The 18,834-nt window shown below is 65.9% G+C and carries 14 protein-coding genes; 2 read left to right on the top strand and 12 right to left on the bottom strand.

Annotation, left to right across the window (positions count from 1 at the left end):
• Positions 1-857, top strand: an 857-nt coding sequence (locus ACE3P2_RS01445; protein WP_374260091.1) for a PA2169 family four-helix-bundle protein, incomplete at its 5' end; no start/stop codon positions are given.
• 88 nt (positions 858-945) lie between these two features.
• Here ACE3P2_RS01445 and ACE3P2_RS01440 read toward each other — a convergent pair.
• The 12 genes from ACE3P2_RS01440 to benA form a co-directional block, all read right to left on the bottom strand.
• Positions 946-1,791, bottom strand: a complete 846-nt coding sequence (locus ACE3P2_RS01440; RefSeq protein ID WP_374260089.1) for a putative RNA methyltransferase — start codon at positions 1,789-1,791, stop codon at positions 946-948.
• 161 nt (positions 1,792-1,952) lie between these two features.
• Complete coding sequence (locus ACE3P2_RS01435) at positions 1,953-5,495, bottom strand: indolepyruvate ferredoxin oxidoreductase family protein (RefSeq protein WP_374260087.1); 3,543 nt, start codon at positions 5,493-5,495, stop codon at positions 1,953-1,955.
• Positions 5,496-5,656: 161 nt separating this feature from the next.
• Entirely contained in the window at positions 5,657-6,445 is a 789-nt protein-coding gene (gene dmpH / locus ACE3P2_RS01430; protein WP_374260085.1) for a 2-oxo-3-hexenedioate decarboxylase, read from the bottom strand.
• 25 nt (positions 6,446-6,470) lie between these two features.
• On the bottom strand, positions 6,471-7,253 hold the full coding sequence (dmpE, locus tag ACE3P2_RS01425; RefSeq protein WP_374260095.1) for a 2-oxopent-4-enoate hydratase: 783 nt from the start codon (positions 7,251-7,253) through the stop codon (positions 6,471-6,473).
• 18 nt (positions 7,254-7,271) lie between these two features.
• A complete protein-coding gene (locus ACE3P2_RS01420; RefSeq protein ID WP_374260083.1) occupies positions 7,272-8,111 on the bottom strand; it encodes an alpha/beta fold hydrolase in 840 nt (279 codons plus the stop codon).
• A 10-nt stretch (positions 8,112-8,121) separates the two neighbouring features.
• Positions 8,122-9,582, bottom strand: coding sequence for a 2-hydroxymuconic semialdehyde dehydrogenase (locus ACE3P2_RS01415; protein ID WP_374260080.1), 1,461 nt, complete (start codon positions 9,580-9,582; stop codon positions 8,122-8,124).
• A gap of 217 nt (positions 9,583-9,799) precedes the next feature.
• Positions 9,800-10,747, bottom strand: a complete 948-nt coding sequence (locus tag ACE3P2_RS01410; RefSeq protein WP_374260077.1) for a catechol 2,3-dioxygenase — start codon at positions 10,745-10,747, stop codon at positions 9,800-9,802.
• A gap of 271 nt (positions 10,748-11,018) precedes the next feature.
• On the bottom strand, positions 11,019-12,332 hold the full coding sequence (locus ACE3P2_RS01405; protein WP_374260075.1) for an MFS transporter: 1,314 nt from the start codon (positions 12,330-12,332) through the stop codon (positions 11,019-11,021).
• A 71-nt stretch (positions 12,333-12,403) separates the two neighbouring features.
• Positions 12,404-13,195: a benzoate diol dehydrogenase BenD gene (gene benD / locus ACE3P2_RS01400; protein ID WP_374260072.1), complete on the bottom strand. Its 792-nt coding sequence runs from the start codon at positions 13,193-13,195 to the stop codon at positions 12,404-12,406.
• Positions 13,192-14,208 carry a benzoate 1,2-dioxygenase electron transfer component BenC gene (benC, locus tag ACE3P2_RS01395; protein ID WP_374260069.1) on the bottom strand — a complete coding sequence of 339 codons (1,017 nt, stop codon included), beginning with the start codon at positions 14,206-14,208 and terminating at the stop codon, positions 13,192-13,194. The genes benD and benC overlap by 4 nt, the downstream gene beginning before the upstream one ends.
• A gap of 68 nt (positions 14,209-14,276) precedes the next feature.
• Entirely contained in the window at positions 14,277-14,762 is a 486-nt protein-coding gene (gene benB / locus ACE3P2_RS01390) for a benzoate 1,2-dioxygenase small subunit (protein WP_374260067.1), read from the bottom strand.
• Complete coding sequence (gene benA / locus ACE3P2_RS01385) at positions 14,762-16,090, bottom strand: benzoate 1,2-dioxygenase large subunit (protein ID WP_374260093.1); 1,329 nt, start codon at positions 16,088-16,090, stop codon at positions 14,762-14,764. Before benA ends, benB begins: the two co-directional genes overlap by 1 nt.
• Positions 16,091-16,926: 836 nt before the next feature.
• On the opposite strand from benA, the gene ACE3P2_RS01380 reads away from it, so the two are divergent.
• Positions 16,927-18,642 carry a sigma 54-interacting transcriptional regulator gene (locus ACE3P2_RS01380; protein ID WP_374260065.1) on the top strand — a complete coding sequence of 572 codons (1,716 nt, stop codon included), beginning with the start codon at positions 16,927-16,929 and terminating at the stop codon, positions 18,640-18,642.
• Positions 18,643-18,834: the final 192 nt, after the last annotated feature.

Here is an 18,834-nt window from a genome sequence, read left to right as displayed (position 1 = left end):
GGGTGGCCCTCGGTGCCGCCACGGCCGGCCCGGTGGGCGCCGCGGTGGGCGGTGTGATCGGCGCGGTGGCCGGTGCGGCCGGTGGCAAGGCGTTGGTGGAGGCCATCGGTCCGGCCGCCGACGACGACGCGTACTGGGCCGACGCTTGCGTGCGCGAGCCCTATTACCGGGCAGAGCGCGGCTACGCGTGGTATCGCCCGGCCTACGAGCATGGCTGGCTCGGGGTGACGCACTACCCGGGCAGCTACGAGGCGGCCGAGTCGAAGCTCGCCGAAGACTGGCTGCGGGCGCCCGGCCGCAACATGGATTGGGATGAGGCTCGTCCAGCCGTCCGCGCGGCATGGGAGCGGGCCGCCGCGCGTCGTGACGCCCCCGTCACTGGGGCGCCTGCCGCCGCGTCGGCGACGCTGGCCGACACGGACGATGCGATCGACGTGCTGAACGGCCTGCTGACGATGAGTCGCGACGGGGAGGACGGGTTTGCCAGCGCGGCGCGTCACGCCACCACGCCGGCCGTGCGCACCGCCCTGGAGGGCCGCGCCCGCGACTGCGCGTCGGCGGTGATCGCGCTGCAGGTGGAGATCGACCGCCTGGGTGGCCGTCCGACCGAGCATGGCTCGGTGTCCGCCGCGCTGCACCGGGGCTGGACGACCCTGAAGACGGTGTTCAGCAGCAACGATGACAAGGTGGTGCTCGACGAGTGCGTGCGCGCCGAGGAGGAGGCCATGACGGTTTACCGCGAGGCGCTGGAAAAGCCGTTGCCGGCTGAGGCCCGGCTGCTGGTGCTGCGCCAGGCGGAAGGTGTGTCGCGCAATTACGCCGAGGTGTTGCGGATGCGCAGCGCGTTGCCGGACTGAGCGTCGCGCGTAGATCGGCCCGTGCGCGGGCGCAGGGCGGCCGGACCTGGCGTTCGGCCGCCCTTCGGCGTGCCGGGCCGGGCGGTGGTCAGTCGGGCAGGCGGCGCAGGCGGGTGAGGCGCACGTCGACGCTGAGCGTCAGGGCGTCCAGGGCGGCGGCGCGGGCGCGGCCTTCGGCGCTGGCCCGGTACAGGTGCGGCGTCATGGCCAGCAGGTCGGCCAGTGGCGCGCGACCGCCAATCGTCACGGCATAGCCGACACGCGATTCGCCGTCGGGCGCGAAGCCGGCGGGGATGTGTGCCGCTGCGGGACGCTCGGGCTTGAGGCTGGGGTAGATGATCTCGCGGAGTTCGCGCAGGTGGTCGGGGCCGGCGTCCACCTGCAGCAGCAGGGCGCCCGGTTTGAGCACGCGGGCGAATTCGGGATAGACCGGAAAGCCGAACATGCACAGCACCCGGTCGAGGCTGGCGGTGGGCACCGGCAGGTTGGCGTTGCTGCCGACCACCCAGCGCATTCGCTTGTCCTGCTTGGCGGCAGCCAGCACGGCCCACTTGGAGATGTCGAGGCCGAGGATCGCGAGGCGCTGCCCGGTGCCCGCCGCCGCGGCGAGCTGGCGCAGGTAGTAGCCCTCGCCACAGCCTGCGTCGAGGCAGGCGAGCTGGCCGTCGGCGGGCAGTTCGTCGAGTGCGGCGTGGGCGACGGCGGCGGCGATGGGCTGGTAGAAGCCGGCCTCGAGAAAGCGCCGGCGGGCCGCGACCATCTCCTTGCTGTCGCCCGGGTCGCGGGAGCGCTTCTGCTGCACCGGCAACAGGTTGATGTAACCCTGGCTGGCGGTATCGAAGCTGTGGCCGGACGGGCAGCGCCAGGCGCCGCCGTGAAGCTGCAGGGGTGTGCCGTCGAGCGGGCAGGCAAGGGCCGGAAACGGAAAGATCATGGCGGGAGCGACGAAATGCGGTGACGACGCGGATGGTAAAGCAAGCGGCGTCCGGCGCGTCGCCCGCCCCGGGGGTGGGGCCGGGGGCCCGCCCCCTTTTCGGGGGGCGGGCCCGCGGTGGGTGGGCGGCGCGGATGCGGCAGGCCGCCGGAATCCCCCGCTTACGCGGTCAGGCGGGTGGCCTGCGGGTTGCGGAACGCGGCGAGCCGCGTTTCGTGCAGCGCGCGGGCGACGGCGAGGGTCTTCTCCTTGACGTGGCCGTAGCCGCGGATCTCGTCGGGAACGCGGGCCAGCAGCACGGCCTCGGCGTGGTTGACCGCCGACAGCTTGGTGACGATCTCTTCGAGGGTCTGGATGTAGCGCTCGACCAGATCCCGCTCGGTGCGCCGTTCCTCGGTCTTGCCGAAGAGATCGAGCGCGCCGCCGCGCAGGCCCTTGAGCCCGGCCAGACGCTGGAAGGCCTTGAACACCCACGCGCCGTACTGCTTCTTCTGCAGGTGGCCGGTGACCGGGTCCTTGTCGGCCAGCAGCGGCGGGGCGAGGTTGTACTTGACCTCGTAGCCGTGCGGGAACTGCGCGTCGAGCTGGGCCAGGAAGGCCGGATCGGTGTGCAGGCGGGCGACTTCGTATTCGTCCTTGTAGGCCATCAGCTTGTAGAGGAAGCGGGCGGCCGCCTCGGTGAGGGCGCTACCCGGCAGGGCGCGTTGTTCGGCGGCCCACACGCGCTTGATCACGTCGGCGTAGCGCTTGGCGTAGGCCTCGTCCTGGAAGGCGATCAGCTCGGGCACGCGGACCTCGACCAGACGCTTGACCTCGCCCTGGGCGCCGATCGAATCGACGATCGCGCGGGCTGCCGGAGTGAGTTGCGGCGCGGCGTTGAGCGCGAACACCGCGGCGCCCTTCTGGCGGGCGATCTCGGCCTCGACGAAGGCGCGATCCACCACCACCATGCGGCCCCAGCGGAAGGCGGCGAGGCTTTGCTCGACACCGACGCCGGAGTTCTTGATGGCCTGCTCGATGGACTCGGCCTTGAGCGGAATGGTCCCGGCCTGGAAGGCCACGCCGACCATGAAGTTGTTGGTTGCCATCGCGTCGCCGAACAGCCCTTCGGCCATCGCCTGTCCGTCGAGGAAGACGTTGTCGTCCTTGCGGGTGACGCGGTCGATGCCGGCGGTCAGGTTGCTGGTGTTGGGGAAGAACACCTTGCGGTTGGCGACCATCTGGCCTGTGGGCGTCTGGGTGGTCGAGACCACCGCGATGGTGCGGTTGGGGCTGCACTTGTCGAGGTTCTTCGGATCGGTCGCGTTGAGGATGTCGAAGCCCAGGTACAGGTCGGCACGGCCGTCGGAGATCTTGTTGGAACCCTGGAACGGCTTGTGGGTGATCTTGATGTCCGAGATCACCGCGCCGCCCTTCTGGGCGAGGCCGGTCTGATCCAGGCCGATGACGTGCTTGCCCTCGAGGCGCGCCGCGTTGGCGAGGGTCGCCACCACGGTGACGGAGCCGGTGCCGCCGATGCCCATCACGTGGATGCCGACGCCGATGGTGTCGTCGATTTTGTTGACCGGATTGGGCAGCACGCGGTCGAGCGCCGGGATGCGGCCCTTCTTCTTTTTCTTGGGGGCGCCGTCGCCGGCCGGGGCCGGGTTGGGGGTGATGGTCAGGAAGGACGGGCAGAAGCCCTTCACGCAGGAGAAATCCTTGTTGCACGACGACTGGTGGATGCGCGTCTTGCGGCCGAACTCGGTCTCGACGGGTTCCACGCTCATGCAGTTGGACTTTTCGCCGCAGTCACCGCAACCTTCGCAGACGCGCTCGTTGATGACCGTGACTTCGGCCGGCTCCTCGGCCTTGCCGCGGCTGCGGGCGCGGCGCAGCTCGGCGGCGCATTCCTGGTCGTGGATCAGCACGGTGGTGCCGGGCGTGGCGGCGAGTTCTTTCTGGGCTTCGTCGAGGCGGTCGCGGTGCCAGACTTCGGTGTGGCCGGCGAGGCTGACGCCCGAATACTTGCCGAGGTCCTCGGTGGTCACGATGACGCGGCGCACGCCGTTGGCAAGCAGGTCGGACACCATGTTGGCGACCGGGTGCGCGCCCTGGATCGCCTGGCCGCCGGTCATCGAGGTGTGCGAATTGACCAGCAGCTTGAAGGTGATGTTGATGTCGGTGGACGCGGCGTAGCGGATCGCCAGGCTGCCGGAGTGGGCGTAGGTGCCGTCGCCCATGTTCTGGAAGATGTGCTTCGTGTCGGTGAACGGCGCCATGCCGATCCACTGCGCGCCCTCGGCGCCCATGTGGGTGCCCATCACCACGTTGCGGTTCATCCACATGGCCATCGTGTGGCAGCCGATGCCGGCCGACACGATGCTGCCTTCCGGCGCGACGGTGGAGCTGTTGTGCGGGCAGCCCGAGCAGTACCAGGCGGTGCGGCTGGCGGTGGGCAGCTTGGTGCGGCTGTGGATCTCGTCGAGGCGCTGAAGCCAGTTCTCGGCCGATTCGATGCGCGTCTTGCGCGACAGGCGCTTGAGGAGCGCGCGCACGATCACGTCGGACTCGAACTCGCCGTAGTGGGGCAGCAGCTCGCGCTCTTCCTCGTCGAACTTGCCGACGATGCGCGGCGCGTTGGCGCGGCCGTAGAGCACCTGCTTGGCGAACATCTCGAGGAAGGGGCGCTTCTCCTCGATCACGAAGATTTCCTCGAGGCCCTCGGCGAACTCGCGCACGATGGTCGGCTCCATCGGGAACAGCATGCCCATCTTGAGCACGCGGATGCCGTAGCGGCGCAGCGCGGCGTCGTCGAGGCCCATCTCGAGGAAGGCCTGCATCAGATCGTTGTAGGTCTTGCCGGCGGTGATGATCCCGAGCCATGCGTCCGGGTTGGGAATCACGATGTTGTTGAGGTTGTTGGCGCGGGCGTAGCGCTTCACCACTTCCAGGCGGCGGGTGTAGAGCGACTGTTCCATCTCCAGCGCCTCGACGCGCACGTTCATGCCCAGGTTCATGTTGGGCGTGAAGGGCTGGCCGTCGAAGCTGAGATCCGGAGTGATGAAGTTCAGGCGGGCCGGATCGACGTTGGCGGTACCGGTGCCGTCGGCCACGTTGGTGACGATCTTCATGCCCATCCACACGCCGGAGAGGCGCGACATCTGGTAGCCGTGCAGGCCCAGGTCGAGGATTTCCTGCACGTTGGCCGGGTACAGCGACGGGATGCCCACGTGGAAGAGCATCGGCTCGGACTGGGAGCACAGGGAGGAGCTCTTGCAGCTGGGGTCGTCGCCGGCAATGGCCAGCACGCCGCCGTTCTTGCCGATGCCGGTGTAGTTGGCGTGCTTGAGGGCGTCGCCCGAGCGATCGACGCCCGGCGCCTTGCCGTACCACATGCCGGTGACGCCGTCGAACTTCTGCTTGCCGACGGTGTGCATCATCTGGGTGCCCCACACGGCGGTGGCGGCGAGGTCTTCGTTCAGGCCGTCGACGAACTTGATGTTGTTCTGGACGAGCAGCTTCTGCTGCTTGATGAGGGCGGCGTCGAGCATCCCGACCGGGGAGCCGCGATAGCCGGAGATGAACATGCCGGTCTTGAGGCCGCGGCGTGCGTCGGTGCGCACCTGGTCGAGCGTCAGGCGGACGATGGCGTCGATGCCGCCGAGGTGGATCTCGCCGGTCTCTTGCGTGAAGGTGGTGCTGAGGTCTTGCTTGGATGACATTTTTCTTGTCCTCTTGTGTGTCCCCTCCCGGTCGGCGCCCTGCCTGCTGCTCTCGTGCGAAAGCCGGCGACGGCCGCTGGGCGGTCACCGGATCGATGCTGACCGGTTGATGAGTCGGGTGCTGGCGCGGCCGGCCGGGCGGCCCGCCGCGCCAAGGGCGCTTACACGAAGCGCATCGAGACGGAGCCCAGATCCTGGAAGCGCACGTTCACGTTGTCGCCCGGATTGACCGCGATGGCTTCGGTCACGCCGCCGGTCATGATGAAGGTACCGGCCGGGATTTCCTGGCCGCGGGCGCCCAGGTGGTTGGCCAGCATCGCGACGGCGGCCAGCGGGTGGCCCAGCACGGCGGCGCCGGCGGCCATGGCCTTGATCTCGCCGTTGATCTCGAGGACCACACCCAGGGTACGCAGGTCGAGTTCGTCGAGGTTGCGCATGTTGCCGCCGATCACGAAGCGCGACGACGAGGTGTTGTCGGCGATCACGCTCTTCAGGTCGAACTTGAAGTCACGGTAGCGGCTGTCGATGATCTCGACGGCCGGCACGACGAAGTCGGTGGCGGCCATGACGGCGGCGACGTGGCAGCCGGGGCCCTTCAGCGGCGCCTTGGTGACGATGCAGATCTCGGCCTCGACCTTCGGGTGGATCAGCTCGGCGTGCTTGATCTCGCCGCCGTCCGGGCGGGACATGTAGTCGGCGACGAAGCCGAACACCGGGGTCTCGACGCCCATCTGCTTCATCTTGGCGAAGGAGGTCAGGCCGCACTTGAGGCCGGCGACCTTGTTGCCGCGGGCTTCCTTGCGGCGGCGGATCTCGTCCTGGATGGCGTAGGCGTCATCCCAGTCCATGTCCGGGTAGTCGTCGGTGATCTTGGTGACGTCGTGGGCCTGCAGTTCGGCGTTTTCGAGGTGCTCGGCGAGCTTCAGGATGGTGGCGTTGTCGAGTTTCATTGCTGTGTCTCTCTTTTATTCAGTATCAGATGAAGCGGACCGAGGTGCCGCCGAGGCCGCCGACGGCGCAGACCAGGCTGTCGCCGGCCTTGACCGGGACCAGCGGGGACTGGGAGCCGGACAGGATCACTTCGCCGGCCTTGAGGCCGATGCCCAGGCGGCCGAGGGTGTTGGCGAGCCAGGCCACGGCATTGACCGGCGAGCCTTGCACGGCGGCGCCGGTGGAGGTGCTGATCACTTCGCCGTTCTTCTCGAGCACCATGCCGGCCAGGGCCAGGTCGAGGTCGCGCGGGCTCTTGCGACGGCCGCCGAGGGTGAGCACGCCGCAGGAGGCGTTGTCGGCGACGGTGTCCTGGATCTTGATCTTCCAGTCCTTGATGCGCGAATCGACGATCTCGAAGCACGGCACCACGCAGTCGGTGGCGCGCAGCACGTCGGCGGCGGTGACGCCCGGGCCCATCAGGTCGGACTTGAGGATGAAGGCCACTTCGGCTTCGGCGCGCGGGGCGATCATCTTGCTGGTGTCGATGGCTTCGCCTTCGTTGAAGACCATGCCGGAGGTCATCATGCCGAAGTCGGGCTGGTTGACCTTGAGCATGTCCATCACGACCTTGCTGGTGACGCCGATCTTCTTGCCGATGATCGTCTCGCCCTTGTCGAGGCGGCGCTGGATCATGCGTTGCTGGATCTGGTAGGCGTCCTCGATGGTGATGTCCGCTTCGCGGTCGGTCAGCGGGGCCACCGGGGTGTTGGTGATGAGGGCGTTGTAGAGTTCGTCGCCGTAGAGTTCGATCTTGGATTTGTCCATCATTTGGAACCTCGGAGGTCAGGATTTCTGCTGGTCGGCCTCGGCGAAGAAGTCGCCGACGAGCCGGTTGAAGCGGGCGTTGTGTTCGATCTGCGTCCAGTGGCCGCAGTGGCCGAACACATGGAGCTGGGCATTGGGAATCCAGTCGGCCAGCGTGAGCGAGTTCGAGAGCGGGATCACCTTGTCCTCGCGGCCGTGGATCACCAGCGTCTCGTGGGGCAGGGCGCGGATGTCGGCCTCGCGGCTCATCATGGCGTCCACCCAGCGCTGGCGCGGGGCCGGGAACATCGCCGAGAACGATTCCTGGAAGCCCGGACGGATGCTCGCCTGGTAGCGCAGCTCGGCGAGTTCGTCGGAGACGAGTTCGCGGCTCCAGGCGAAGTAGTCCATGATCCGGCGCATGTTCTCGAAGGAGGCTTCGTAGCCCCACACCGCGTCGAGCCCTTCGGTGATCGCGAACGGCACGCCCACCGAACCCATCAGCACCAGCCGGCGCACCCGCTGGGGGGCGCGGATCGCGAGGGCCAGGGCCAGGGCGCCGCCAAACGAGTTGCCGACGAGATCGACCTGCTCGAGCCCGAGGGTGTCGAGCAGGTCGAGGGCCTGCTGGACCCAGGTGTCCATGCCGTACTGGATGCCGGCCGGACGGTCGGTGTAACCGAAGCCCACCATGTCCGGGGCGATCACGCGGCGATCCTTCGCCAGCGCGGGGATGACCAGCCGCCAGTTGGCCCAGGCGGAGACGCCCGGGCCCGAGCCGTGGATCAGCAGCACCGGGGCGCCGCTGCCCACGTCATGGACGTTGGTCTCGAACCCGCCGGTGCGAACGCGCGTGCCGATTTCGGGATTCTGAGTCATCGTCGATTGCTCAGTACTTGACCATCACGTTGCGCAGCTCGGTGTAGAACTCCAGCGAGTGCAGGCCGCCTTCACGGCCGATGCCGGACTGCTTGGAGCCGCCGAACGGGGTGCGCAGGTCGCGCAGGAACCAGCTATTGACCCAGCACAGGCCCACTTCGATGGCGTTGGCCAGGCGCATGGCGCGGCTGATGTCCTGGGTATGGATCGAGGTGGCGAGGCCGTAGCGGTTGGCGTTGACCTTGTTCAGCACTTCGTCTTCGCTGTCGAACGGGCTGATGTGGCAGCACGGCCCGAAGATTTCTTCGGTGACGACGGTGGCGGTTTCCGGCAGGCCGGTCCAGATGGTGGGCTGAACCCAGCAGCCGTCCTTCAGCTCGTCCGGCATGTCGGGGATGCCGCCGCCGAAGACGATGTTGGCACCTTCTTCCTTGGCCTTGGCGTACATGCCCAACACCTTGGCCTGGTGCTTCTTGCTGACCAGCGGGCCAATCTTGGTGTCGTGGTCGAAGGGGCGGCCGGGCTTCATCTGCTCGGCCTTTTCCTTCAGGGCGGCGACGAACTTGTCGAAGATCGGGCGCTCGACATACACGCGCTCGGTGCCCAGGCACACCTGGCCGGCGTTCTCGAAGCAGGAGCGGGTGACGGTGGCGACGGCGTTGTCGAAGTCGGCGTCGGCAAACACCACGGCGGCGTTCTTGCCACCCAGTTCCAGCGACACCGGGCGGATGCCGACGGCGGCGGCCTGCATGATCGCGGTGCCGGTGCGGGTTTCGCCGGTGAAGGTGATGCCGTTCACGTCCGGGTGGGCGGTGAGGAAGGAACCGGCGGAGTTCACGCCGTAGCCGTTCACCACGTTGTACACGCCGGGGGGCACGCCGACCTTGTTCATCACTTCACCCAGCAGGGTGGCGGTGCTGGGGGTGTCTTCGGAGGGCTTGACGACCACGGTGTTGCCACAGGCGAGCGCCGGGCCGGCCTTCCAGGTCATCAGCAGCAGCGGCAGGTTCCACGGGCAGATGATGCCGATGACGCCGCGCGGGGTGCGCACGCCGTAGGAGCGGGCCGTCTTGCCGTCCGGGGTGCGCATCTCGAAGGATTCGGTGGACACGTTCTTGATCGTGTCGGTGAAGATCTTGAAGTTGGCCGCGCCGCGCGGGATGTCGATGTGCGAGGCGAGGTGGGCCGGCTTGCCGGTGTCGGCGATTTCGGCCTGGAGGAAGTCGTCGAAGCGGTTGTTGATTTCGGCGACGATGGCGTCGAGCATGGCGCAGCGTTCGACGACGGACAGCTTGCCCCAGGGGCCCTTCAGGGCGGCCTTGGCGGCGGCGACGGCGGCATCGACTTCGGGCTGGCCGGCTTCATAGACCATGCCGATCAGCGAGTTGTCGACCGGGTTGCGCTTCTCGTAAGTCTTGCCACTGACGTTGGTGATGTATTCACCGTTGATGAAATTCTTGATCTCTTTCATGTCGTACTCTCTTTTTAGTGGTGTCTCGGCCCTGCTCACTGCGGCGCTCGGCATCGACCGGCTGTTCGTCCATCGGTAAGGCAATGAGCGTGAAAGGATTCACGTTCGTAAGCATAGCCCAATTTTCCGAAATTTTCTTAAAATCTCGATATTTTTTTGGGGCGGGGCAGAAGGTAAAACCGCGCATCGGAGGCCGGTGCGCGGTCGGTGTTGCGGATCAGGTGAACACGCTCAGGAAGGCTTCGTTCAGCTTGCGGTCGTGATAGAAGATCGCAGGTCCGAGCGAGGCGTCGTACCAGGTGATCGGCGGCTTGTCCGGGTAGTAGATGTAACCGCCGGCGAAGACCTCGTTGCGGTTGCCCGACGGGTCGAAGAAGTAGATCGTCTCGCCGCGGGTGATGCCGTGACGGGTCGGGCCGATGTCGATGGAGGTCTTGGTGCGCGACAGGATGTCGCCGGCACGCAGGACCTGCTCCCAGCTGCGCAGTTCGAACGAGGCGTGGTGGAACTTGCCCTTCACCGGCTGGCGGATGAAGGCCACGTCGTGGGCCTTGTTCGAGCACGACAGGAAGGCGCCGATCATGAAGTCCTTGTTGTCGGCGAGGACCACCTGTTCGGCGAGGCCGAAGCCCAGCACTTCCATGAACAGCTTGACGGTGCCGTCCAGGTCGTCGCCGTACAGCAGGCAGTGGTCGAAGCGCGACGGGGCGATGCCCTTCAGGTCGTCCGGCCACGGATCGGGGTTGACGTTTTCACCGTCGGTGCCGCACTTGTTGCCGACGAGATCCTTGTGGGCATACAGCTCCATCACGTGGCCGGTGGGCACCGTGAAGCGGAAGCGCTCGCCAGTGGCCAGCAGTTCGCCGGCGGGCACCCAGCTGCAGTCGGTGGCGAGCCCGGAGGCTTCCACGTCGGCGGCGAGCTTCTTGAGGGTGGCGGCGGAGTCCACCTTCCAGCCCATGTAGTCCATGCCGGCTTCGTCGGCTTCGCGCAGGATGATGCTGCTGTGATCCTGCTCGTCCCAGCCCTTGAGATAGACGCGGTTCTGGGCGTCGCGGGCGACTTCGATGAGGCCCAGGACGTCGCGGTAATGCTTGACGGCCGGTTCCAGTTCGAGCACGCGGATCGAGACGTGCCCGGGGCGTAATACGCCAGTCAGTGCCATTTGGTATCTCCTCTTCGGGTTGATTTATGCGTGTCGTCGCCTGAAACCCGAAACCGGGCGATCGACTTGTCAGGGCGGGCAACCTGCGGTGTTACCCGCTTGCTTCGACCGGTGAGGGTCGCTCTGTGGGTGACGCTTTCACGTTGCCTGTGCGCACGTAATGCGCACGGGCCATAGCATAGCCAAAAGTCTCAAAATTTTTTACTAATATCGATATTTTTTGGCTTCGCGGACCCCAGGTGCTGCACGTGACCCGGGGCGGCGGCGGTCTTCAGTGGGCGGAGGCGGAGCGCTCGTGGCGGATCAGTGCGACGGCGATCACCGCGATCACGGCGGGAATCGAGATCGCCATGAAGTTCTGCTCCAGCGGGAGCTTCATGCCGACCAGGGTGCCGATCACGATCGGCGCCAGGATCGCGCCGCTGCGCCCGACGCCCGAAGCCCAGCCGATGCCGGTGGAGCGCACCGCCATCGGGTAGTACTGGCCGACGTAGGCGTAGGTCAGGATCTGGGTGCCGATGGTCGAGGCGCCGGCCAGGCCGACCAGCACGAACAGGACTTCGGTCGGCACCTTGTAGCCCAGCAGGGTGATCGACGCGGCGGCCAGGGCGTAGAAGGCGAGCAGCACGTACTTGATGTGGAAGCGGTCGGCCAGCCAGCCACCACCCACCGCACCGATCATCGCGCCGAAGTTCAGTACCAGCACGAAGGTGAGCGCCGAGCCGAGGCTGTAGCCGGCGCTGGCCATCAGCTTGGTCAGCCAGGAACTGAGCGCATACACCATGAACAGGCACATGAAGAAGGTGACCCAGAACATCACCGTGCTGAAGCCGCGGCCGTCCAGGAACAGCTTGCCGATGGGCGCGCCGTGGGCCTTGTCGGCCGAGGGCAGGGCGAACTGGTCGTTGCCGGACGGGACGTAGCTCGGTTCGAGGCGCTGGACGATGGCCTTCAGTTCGTCGATGCGGCCGCTCTTGATGAGGAAGGGCATCGATTCGGGCAGCGACTTGAGCACGAAGGGGATCAGCACCATCGGCGTGGCGGCGGCGAAGAACACGTAGGACCAGCCGTAGCTTTCGATCAGCCCCTTGCCGAGCACCGCCGCGAGCATGCCGCCCACCGCATAGCCGCTGAACATCAGGGTGACCAGGGTACTGCGCATCTTGCGCGGGGAGTATTCGGTCATCTGGGCGACGACGTTGGGCATCACGCCGCCGATGCCGAGCCCGGCCAGGAATCGGGTGACGCTGAAGCTGACCGGATCGGTGGTCATGCCGGCGGCGGCGGTAAAGGCGCTGAACAGCACGATGCAGATGACGATGGCCCAGCGGCGTCCGATCTTGTCGGCGACGGTGCCGAGGAAGATTGCCCCGAACATCATGCCGAACAGGGCCGAACTGACCATGTAGCCGGCGGTGGCCGGGGTGACGCCCATCTCCTTCATGATCGACGGCAGGGCGATGCCGGCCACGGCTAGATCGTAGCCGTCGAAGATGATGATGAGGGCACACCAGAACAGGATCATTCCGTGGAAGCCGTTGAACTTGGCGTGGTCGGCCAGGTTGTGAATGTCGATTTGAGCCATAGTCTCTCGCTAGCTTGTTATATGTAGTTATGAATGCTGGTGTGGAAGGGCGTGACGGCGGCGATGCGCCTTCAGCCCAGGTCTCCGCCGCCCACCGGCAGCACGGTGCCGGTGATGTAGGACGATTCGTCCGACGCGAGGAACAGGATCGGCGCGACCTGCTCGTCGATGGTGCCGTAGCGGTGCATCAGGCTGGAGTCGATGGTCTGGTCGACCACGCCCTGGTACCAGGCCTTTTCCTGGGCGCTCTGCTCGACCGCGTTCTGGTTGCGCGGTACGCGGCGCGGCGGGGCGTCGGTGCCGCCGGGGGCGGTGGCATTGATGCGGATGCCGTTCCTGGTGTGTTCCATCGCGATCGAGGCGGTGAGCGCATTGACGCCGCCTTTGGCCGCCGAGTACGGCACGCGGTGCACGCCGCGGGTGGCGATGGAGGAGACATTCACGATCACGCCGTGCTTTTGCTCGAGCATGGTCGGCAGCACGGCGCGGCAGCACCACAGGGTGGGGAACAGCGAGCGGCGGATCTCGGCCTCGATCTGGGCTTCCTCGTACTGGTCGAAGGGCTTGGCCCAGATGGTGCCGCCGACGTTGTTGATGAGCACGTCGATGCGCTTGTGCTTCTTGAGCGCCGCGTCCATCACCGACTGGGCGCCGGCGAAGGTTTCCAGGTCGGCCTGGACGGCGATGGCCTTGCCGCCGGCTTCCTTGATCTCGGCGACGACCTCCTCGACGATGTCCGAGCGGTCCACTGCGACCACCGCGCCGCCTTCGGCCGCCACGCGCAGGGCGACGCCGCGACCGATGCCCTGGGCCGCGCCGGTGACGACGACGACCTTCTTCTTGAATCGATTTGCGCCGCTCATTCGTGGGCTCCCGCGGTGGAGGACGAGAACTTCTCGAAGTGGAAGCTCCTGGGGGTGACGCCGACGCCGGACATCCACTTGCGCACGCCCTCGACCATCGGCGGGGGGCCGCAGACGTAGACGTCCACGTTGCCGTCGTGCAGGTCCTTGGCGGTGAGGTGGTCGGTGACGTAGCCGGTCTTGGGGTGGCCGCTGGCGGGGTCGACGACGACGGTGAAGAATTCCAGGTTGGGCATCGCGGCCTTGAGGGCGGCGAGGGTGTCGAGTTCGACCAGGTCGTCGTTGGTGTTGACGCCGTAGGCGAGCATGATCGGCTGGGTGCTCGGGTGCGATTGCAGCCACAGCAGCATCGACAGGAACGGGGCGAGACCGGTGCCGCCGGCAAGCATCAGCACGGGGCGCTCGACCGGGCGCAGGTAGAAGCTGCCGTAGGGGCCGGTGAAGTTCATGGCGCCGCCGACTTCGGCGGTCTGGCGCATGTAGGTGCTCATCAGCCCGCCGGGTACGTCGCGGATCAGGAAGCCGAGTTCGGTCTGGTTGGGCGCGCTGCTGAAGGAGTAGGCGCGGGTTTCCTGGGTGCCGGGCACCTGCAGGTTGACGTACTGGCCGGGCAGGAAGGAGACCGGCTTGTCGGCCTGGAGCTTGAACGAGACAGTGGTGGGCGAGCCGCGATTGATCTCGCTGAGGCTGGCGGTGTGAGCGGCCACCTCGGTCTTGCAGGCGGCGGACGAAGCCGGAACGCGGATCACGCAGTCCGAGGTGGGCTTCATCTGGCAGGTGAGGATGAAGCCCTGGCTGGCTTCTTCTTCGGTGAGGGCGTCGTCGATGTAGACGCCCTGGGTGTAGCTGCCGCTCTCGCAGTGACACTTGCAGGTACCGCAGGCGCCGTCGCGACAGTCGAGCGGGATGTTGATCTTGGCGCGGTAGGCGGCCTCCGACACGAGCTCGTTGGCGTCGCACGGAATGACACGGGTGACACCGTCTTCGAATTGCAGGGCGATGTTGAATGGCATGTTGTTTTTCCCTTCTCTGCGAGGTGGAGCGCGTGGCCCGCCCGGAGGCGGGCCATCCATCGGATGGATCAGATGTGGTAGATGTCGAGCACGTGGTGGATGTAGTCGTTCTTCAGGACGACGTACTTCTTCTTGATCAGCGGCTTCGGACCGGACGTGTCGATCGTGTACTCGGAGTAGCCGAAGTAGGTGTCGAGGATGTCGTAGCGGAAGCTGTTGGTGATCCAGTTGAAGCGCACCTTGGCGGTGGTCTCGTCCTGCGACAGCACTTCGAGGTTGCTGATCGACTTGCCGTGACGGGTGTCCGGGATCGTGGCGCTGGAGCGCTCGGTCTCGATGCGGAAGATGCGGTCTTCGAGGCCGGAGCGGTTGGCGTAGTAGATCAGCGAGACTTCGTTCTGCGGGTTGGTCGTCAGCGTGTCGTCCTCGTCCCACGCGGGCATCCAGAACTCGACGTCTTCGGCGTAGAAGTCCAGCCAGTCGTTCCAGCGACGTTCATCGAGGGCGCGGGCTTCTTGGAAAATGAAAGATTGAATGGCTTCGTAGGACAGCATCACTGGGCTCCGGCTTGTTCGGCTTGTTCGGCGATAAGGGCTTTTTTCATGGCTTCGAGCCAGTACAGGTGCTGCATCACGTACAGGCCCTCGTCCTCGGTCTTGACGCCGGACAGCTCGGGCTTCAGACCGATCAGGTCGGCGTTTTCGTCCGGACCCTTGACCCAGTGCGTGGCGCCGCGGGTCATGTCGTTCCACTTGACGGCACGGGCGTTGAAGCCGTGCTGGCAGGAGCGGAACTCTTCCAGGTCGTCCGGGGTGGCCATGCCGGTGGCGTTGAAGAAATCTTCGTACTGGCGCAGGCGGCGGGCGCGGGCTTCCGGCGCTTCGCCCTTCGGCGCGATGCAGTAGATGGTGGCTTCGGTCTTGTCGACGGAGATCGGGCGCAGCACGCGGATCTGCGAGCTGAACTGGTCCATCAGGTACACGTTCGGGTACAGGCACAGGTTGCGCGACTTCTTGAGCATCCAGTCCGCCTTGGCTTCGCCGAATTTCTCGATCCACTCGTCGCGCTTGCCCCACAGCGGACGGTCTTCCGGGTTGGCCCAGTTGGTCCACAGCAGCATGTGGCCGTTCTTGAACGAGTAGGAACCGCCGCCCTGGCGCGCCCAGCCGCCGGCGCTCATGGCCTTGATGGTGTCCTGCTTGCCGTCGGCGGTGCGGCGGCCCTGGGTGGCGGCGTAGTTCCAGTGCACCGCGGTGACGTGGTAGCCGTCGGCGCCGTTTTCGGCCTGCAGTTTCCAGTTGGCGTCGAAGGTGTAGCTGCCGGTGCCGCGCAGCACTTCGATGCCCTCGGGGGCCTGGTCGACGATCATGTCGATGATCTTGGCCGCTTCGCCGAGGTATTCGGAGAGCGGGCCGACATCCGGGTTGATGCTGCCGAACAGGAAGCCGCGGTAGTTCTCGAAGGCGCCGAGTTTGACCAGATCGTGGCTGCCTTCCTTGTTGAAGCACTCGGGGTAGCCTGCGTCCGGATTCTGGTCCTTCACCTTGAGCAGCTTGCCGGCGTTGTTGAAGGTCCAGCCGTGGAACGGGCAGGTGAAGCTCGACTTGTTGCCCTTCTTGTGGCGAGCCAGGGTCGCGCCGCGGTGGGTGCAGGTGTTGGCCATCGCGTGCAGCTGGCCGGTCTTGTCGCGGGTGATCAGGACCGGCTGGCGGCCGACGTAAATGTTGAGGTAGTCGTTCGGGTTCGGGATCTGGCTTTCGTGGGCCAGGAAGATCCAGTTGCCTTCGAAGATGTGCTTCATCTCGAGTTCGAACAGTTCCGCATCGGTGAACGCGCTGCGGTCGATGCGATACACGTGCTTGGCCGGATCCTCCTCCAGCATCGCTTCGAGCTTCGCGATTTTCTGTTGGGTTTCTTGATTGAGTTGAGTCACGCTGATCTCCTATCCATGGTCTAAGTCGTGGGGTGCTGCGGGGTATGGCTACCCACGGGTGCTGCAACGCCCCGCGCAGCCGTGCGCTGCGCCGGTGTGGGCGGCGAGCGGGGCGGACGGGGGGCGGGAGAACGCGCCGCTGACAGCGGTGTGCTGCTCGGGGGGCCGCGGCGACGGCTCACTGAACGGTGCGAGGTGCTGCATGGGCGTGTCTCCTTGGTGTGCCTCTCTGGGGGCTTGGGGCTCATCTGGACCGTGGAATCCTCGACGCGCAGGGGAGTCGAGCAATTCATCACGTTCGCGGCCTTCTGGTCTCTGTTTAGCAGGAGGCGTGCCAAGGATTTGGCGGGGCGTGTAGGGCTTTCTCCTATCCCCTTGTGGGACAGGGGGTTGCCATCGCTGACGGGGTGTTTGTCATCAGCCGGGGTGGTTCTCCGGTGATGGGCAGGGAGGGGGCTGGTGAATCAAATGATTTAATGTCGCCATAAATATTGCAGTGCACTATGAATCAATGCGTGCATAGTCCGCTTCATGGCGTTGTGGCGGCACACCGAGCCGGCGTATCTTTGAGGGTGTTGGAACGCCCGCGCGCAGCTCGCCGAGATGAGCGCCGCCGGCGTGGATCAGTTTTTGGATGGAGACACCATGAGAAGTGAGGCCCGAACCTCGCCCGGAGGACGAGCATGAAGACCATCGCCAGGACGCCCTCCGACGCGCGCCGTCAGCCGGTCATCGACCCTGCCAGTGTCGAACACGACCCGGTGCGTTTTCCCGATCTCGCCGACTTGCTGGCGCGACTGCGTTTTTCCACCAGCGACGGCCGCATCTGGCTGGACGATCAGCGCATGTTGCTGATCCACGCCAAATCCCTCGGCACCCTGCGTCGCGAGATGATCGAGGCGCTCGGCATGGACGTCGCCCGCGGCTTCATGACACGGATGGGCTACCACGCCGGCGTGCACGACGCGCAGATGGCGCGCAAGGTCCGGTCTAAAACGTCGCTCAAGGACATGTTCGTGGTGGGGCCGCAGATGCACTGCCTCGAGGGGATCGGCATCTCCGAAGCGGTGCGCCTCGAGTTCGACGTGGCCCGTGGCCACCACTACGGGGAATTCATCTGGACCAGCCCGGTCGAGGATGAGGAGCACATCCGCCATTTCCCGATCGGCGACGAACCCGCCTGCTGGATGCAGATCGGCTACGCCTCGGGTTTCTCGACGGAATTCATGGGGCGGCAGGTTCTGTATCGTGAAGTCGAATGCCAGTCGATGGGGCATTCGGCGTGCCGCATCGTGGGCAAGCTGGTCGAGGAGTGGGGAGAGGACGGCGTCGAGGATCTGCGCTACATGATGCCCGACAACCTGACCCGTAATCCGCCCCTCAGTACGGGACGGCCGGCCTGCGGCGTCGGACGGCCGAGTGAGTCCGTCGAGTCGGCGGCCGGCCCGGTGGGGATTTCCCCGAGCTTCGCCGCTGTACTCCATATGGTGAAGCGGGTTGCGCCGACTCAGGCGACCGTGTTGTTTCTGGGCGAGAGCGGCGTGGGCAAGGAAGTCTTTGCGCGCACCCTGCACCGGCTGAGTTCACGCAGCGACAAGCCCTTCGTCGCGATCAATTGTGCGGCGATCCCCGAGCAGTTGATCGAGTCGGAGCTTTTTGGTGTCGAGCGGGGCGCCTTTACCGGCGCCATCCAGAGCCGCCCGGGCCGCTTCGAGCGTGCCGATGGCGGAACGCTTTTCCTCGACGAAATCGGCACCCTCAGCGCCAGCGCCCAGGGCAAGCTGCTCCGCGTCCTTCAGGAGGGCGAGATCGAGCGGCTCGGCGACACCGGCACGCGTAGCGTCAACGTCCGCGTCATCGCCGCCACCAACGTCGACTTGCGCGAGGAGGTCAAGGCGGGGCGGTTTCGCGAAGATCTGTTCTTCCGTCTCAATGTCTTTCCGGTTCGCATCTCGCCGCTGCGCGAGCGCCGCGAAGACATTCCGCTGCTGATGACGCACTTCCTGACCAAGTTCAATCGGCTGCACGGACGGCGGCTCACCGGCTTCACTCAGCGCGCGGTCGACGCGATGCTTTCGTATGGCTGGCCGGGTAATGTTCGCGAGCTCGAGAATGTCATCGAGCGCGGCGTGATTCTGGCGCCGGAAAACGGCGCCATCGATTCGTCCCACTTGTTTACCAGCGGCGAGCGTTTTGTCGAGCAACGTTTCGAGATTGGCCGCGAAGGCAAGTTGATCGCTAGTGACCCAGCGGCGCTGGTCGCCGAGGAGCTTCCCGACCGCGAGGCCGACCGCGTCAGTCGTGGCGTGAGCAAGCTGCTGCTCGGAGAGGGCGGCGAGTGCGACAATGTTTCGCTGGACGAGATCGAGACGCTGCTCTTGAAGCGGGCGATCGAACGCGCCGGCGGAAACGTGGCCGCCGCCGCGCGCCTGCTCGGCATCACCCGGCCACAGATGGTTTATCGCCTGAAAAGTCGCGGCATCGTGCATGACGGCGAATGAGGTCGTCGTAGCGACGGTTTTTTAAGCCGGGTGTTGACAGTTTTTCTGTAGTCTTTATAATTCGGCCTCTTTCGCAGCGACGCTTTCGGCGGGATTGGAAGTGTGGCGGTGGGGAGGCTGGGTTTGCGGTGTATTGCAGGCTTGGGGCGTTAAGCGGTGCGATTCTGGTTTTAAAAAAGATTCGCGCAGTGC

The organism is Zoogloea sp., from assembly GCF_041911615.1.
Taxonomy (GTDB): domain Bacteria; phylum Pseudomonadota; class Gammaproteobacteria; order Burkholderiales; family Rhodocyclaceae; genus Zoogloea.
The sequence above is the reverse complement of the archived record's forward strand: the minus strand, read 5'-3'. Positions and strand labels throughout refer to the sequence as shown.